This window comes from Vibrio sp. Vb0667 (genome assembly GCF_033391095.1).
Genome location: NZ_JAWPOL010000069.1, coordinates 1 through 2746 on the forward strand (window position 1 = coordinate 1; position 2746 = coordinate 2746).

At 51.7% G+C, this 2746-nt stretch carries 1 rRNA gene; it reads left to right on the plus strand.

What is annotated here, in order from left to right:
* Positions 1 to 28: 28 nt before the first annotated feature.
* Positions 29 to 2746: ribosomal RNA gene (locus R8269_RS23325) — 23S ribosomal RNA — on the plus strand; the annotation flags it as partial.

Consider the following 2746-nt stretch of genomic DNA (forward strand, 5'->3'; position numbering starts at 1 on the left):
ATCAACTCGAAACTCCTTCGGGTTGTATGGTTAAGTGACTAAGCGTACACGGTGGATGCCTTGGCAGTCAGAGGCGATGAAGGACGTATTAACTTGCGATAAGCCCAGATTAGGTAGTAAAAACCATTTGAGTCTGGGATTTCCGAATGGGGAAACCCAATACCATAAGGTATTACTGTTGAGTGAATACATAGCTCAACAGGGCGAACCGGGGGAACTGAAACATCTAAGTACCCCGAGGAAAAGAAATCAACCGAGATTCCGAAAGTAGCGGCGAGCGAAATTGGACTAGCCCTTAAGCTTTACACGCGTTAGACGAACGGTCTGGAAAGTCCGACGATACAGGGTGATAGTCCCGTAGTTGACGACGTGTGTTCAGTGAAATCGAGTAGGGCGGGACACGTGATATCCTGTCTGAATATGGGGGGACCATCCTCCAAGGCTAAATACTACTGACTGACCGATAGTGAACCAGTACCGTGAGGGAAAGGCGAAAAGAACCCCTGTGAGGGGAGTGAAATAGAACCTGAAACCGTGTACGTACAAGCAGTAGGAGCAGGCTTGTCCTGTGACTGCGTACCTTTTGTATAATGGGTCAGCGACTTATATTCAGTGGCAAGGTTAACCATCTAGGGGAGCCGTAGGGAAACCGAGTCTTAACTGGGCGTTCAGTCTCTGGATATAGACCCGAAACCAGGTGATCTAGCCATGGGCAGGTTGAAGGTTGAGTAACATCAACTGGAGGACCGAACCGACTAATGTTGAAAAATTAGCGGATGACTTGTGGCTAGGGGTGAAAGGCCAATCAAACCTGGAGATAGCTGGTTCTCCCCGAAAGCTATTTAGGTAGCGCCTCGGACGAATACTACTGGGGGTAGAGCACTGTTAAGGCTAGGGGGTCATCCCGACTTACCAACCCTTTGCAAACTCCGAATACCAGTAAGTACTATCCGGGAGACACACGGCGGGTGCTAACGTCCGTCGTGGAGAGGGAAACAACCCAGACCGCCAGCTAAGGTCCCAAATTACTACTAAGTGGGAAACGATGTGGGAAGGCTCAGACAGCCAGGATGTTGGCTTAGAAGCAGCCATCATTTAAAGAAAGCGTAATAGCTCACTGGTCGAGTCGGCCTGCGCGGAAGATGTAACGGGGCTAAGTAGTAAACCGAAGCTGCGGCAATATACTTTTGTATATTGGGTAGGGGAGCGTTCTGTAAGCGGTTGAAGGTGTGTGGTAACGCATGCTGGACGTATCAGAAGTGCGAATGCTGACATGAGTAACGATAAAGGGGGTGAAAAACCTCCTCGCCGGAAGACCAAGGGTTCCTGTCCAACGTTAATCGGGGCAGGGTAAGTCGACCCCTAAGGCGAGGCCGAAAGGCGTAGTCGATGGGAAACGGGTTAATATTCCCGTACTTCTTACAATTGCGATGGGGGGACGGAGAAGGCTAGGTGGGCCTGGCGACGGTTGTCCAGGTTCAAGTGCGTAGGCTGAGAAATTAGGTAAATCCGGTTTCTCTTAAGGCTGAGACACGACGTCGAGCATCTACGGATGTGAAGTCATTGATGCCATGCTTCCAGGAAAAGCCTCTAAGCTTCAGATTGTAAGGAATCGTACCCCAAACCGACACAGGTGGTCGGGTAGAGAATACCAAGGCGCTTGAGAGAACTCGGGTGAAGGAACTAGGCAAAATGGTACCGTAACTTCGGGAGAAGGTACGCTCTCGACGGTGAAGTCCCTCGCGGATGGAGCTATTGAGAGTCGCAGATACCAGGTGGCTGCAACTGTTTATTAAAAACACAGCACTGTGCAAAATCGCAAGATGACGTATACGGTGTGACGCCTGCCCGGTGCCGGAAGGTTAATTGATGGGGTTAGACTTCGGTCGAAGCTCTTGATCGAAGCCCCGGTAAACGGCGGCCGTAACTATAACGGTCCTAAGGTAGCGAAATTCCTTGTCGGGTAAGTTCCGACCTGCACGAATGGCGTAATGATGGCCACGCTGTCTCCACCCGAGACTCAGTGAAATTGAAATCGCTGTGAAGATGCAGTGTACCCGCGGCTAGACGGAAAGACCCCGTGAACCTTTACTACAGCTTGGCACTGAACATTGACCCTACATGTGTAGGATAGGTGGGAGGCTTTGAAGCGCAGTCGCTAGATTGCGTGGAGCCGTCCTTGAAATACCACCCTTGTAGTGTTGATGTTCTAACGTCGACCCCTTATCGGGGTTGCGGACAGTGCCTGGTGGGTAGTTTGACTGGGGCGGTCTCCTCCCAAAGCGTAACGGAGGAGCACGAAGGTGGGCTAATCACGGTTGGACATCGTGAGGTTAGTGCAATGGCATAAGCCCGCTTGACTGCGAGAATGACAATTCGAGCAGGTGCGAAAGCAGGTCATAGTGATCCGGTGGTTCTGAATGGAAGGGCCATCGCTCAACGGATAAAAGGTACTCCGGGGATAACAGGCTGATACCGCCCAAGAGTTCATATCGACGGCGGTGTTTGGCACCTCGATGTCGGCTCATCACATCCTGGGGCTGAAGTCGGTCCCAAGGGTATGGCTGTTCGCCATTTAAAGTGGTACGCGAGCTGGGTTTAGAACGTCGTGAGACAGTTCGGTCCCTATCTGCCGTGGGCGTTGGAGAATTGAAAGGGGCTGCTCCTAGTACGAGAGGACCGGAGTGGACGAACCTCTGGTGTTCGGGTTGTGTCGCCAGACGCATTGCCCGGTAGCTAAGTTCGG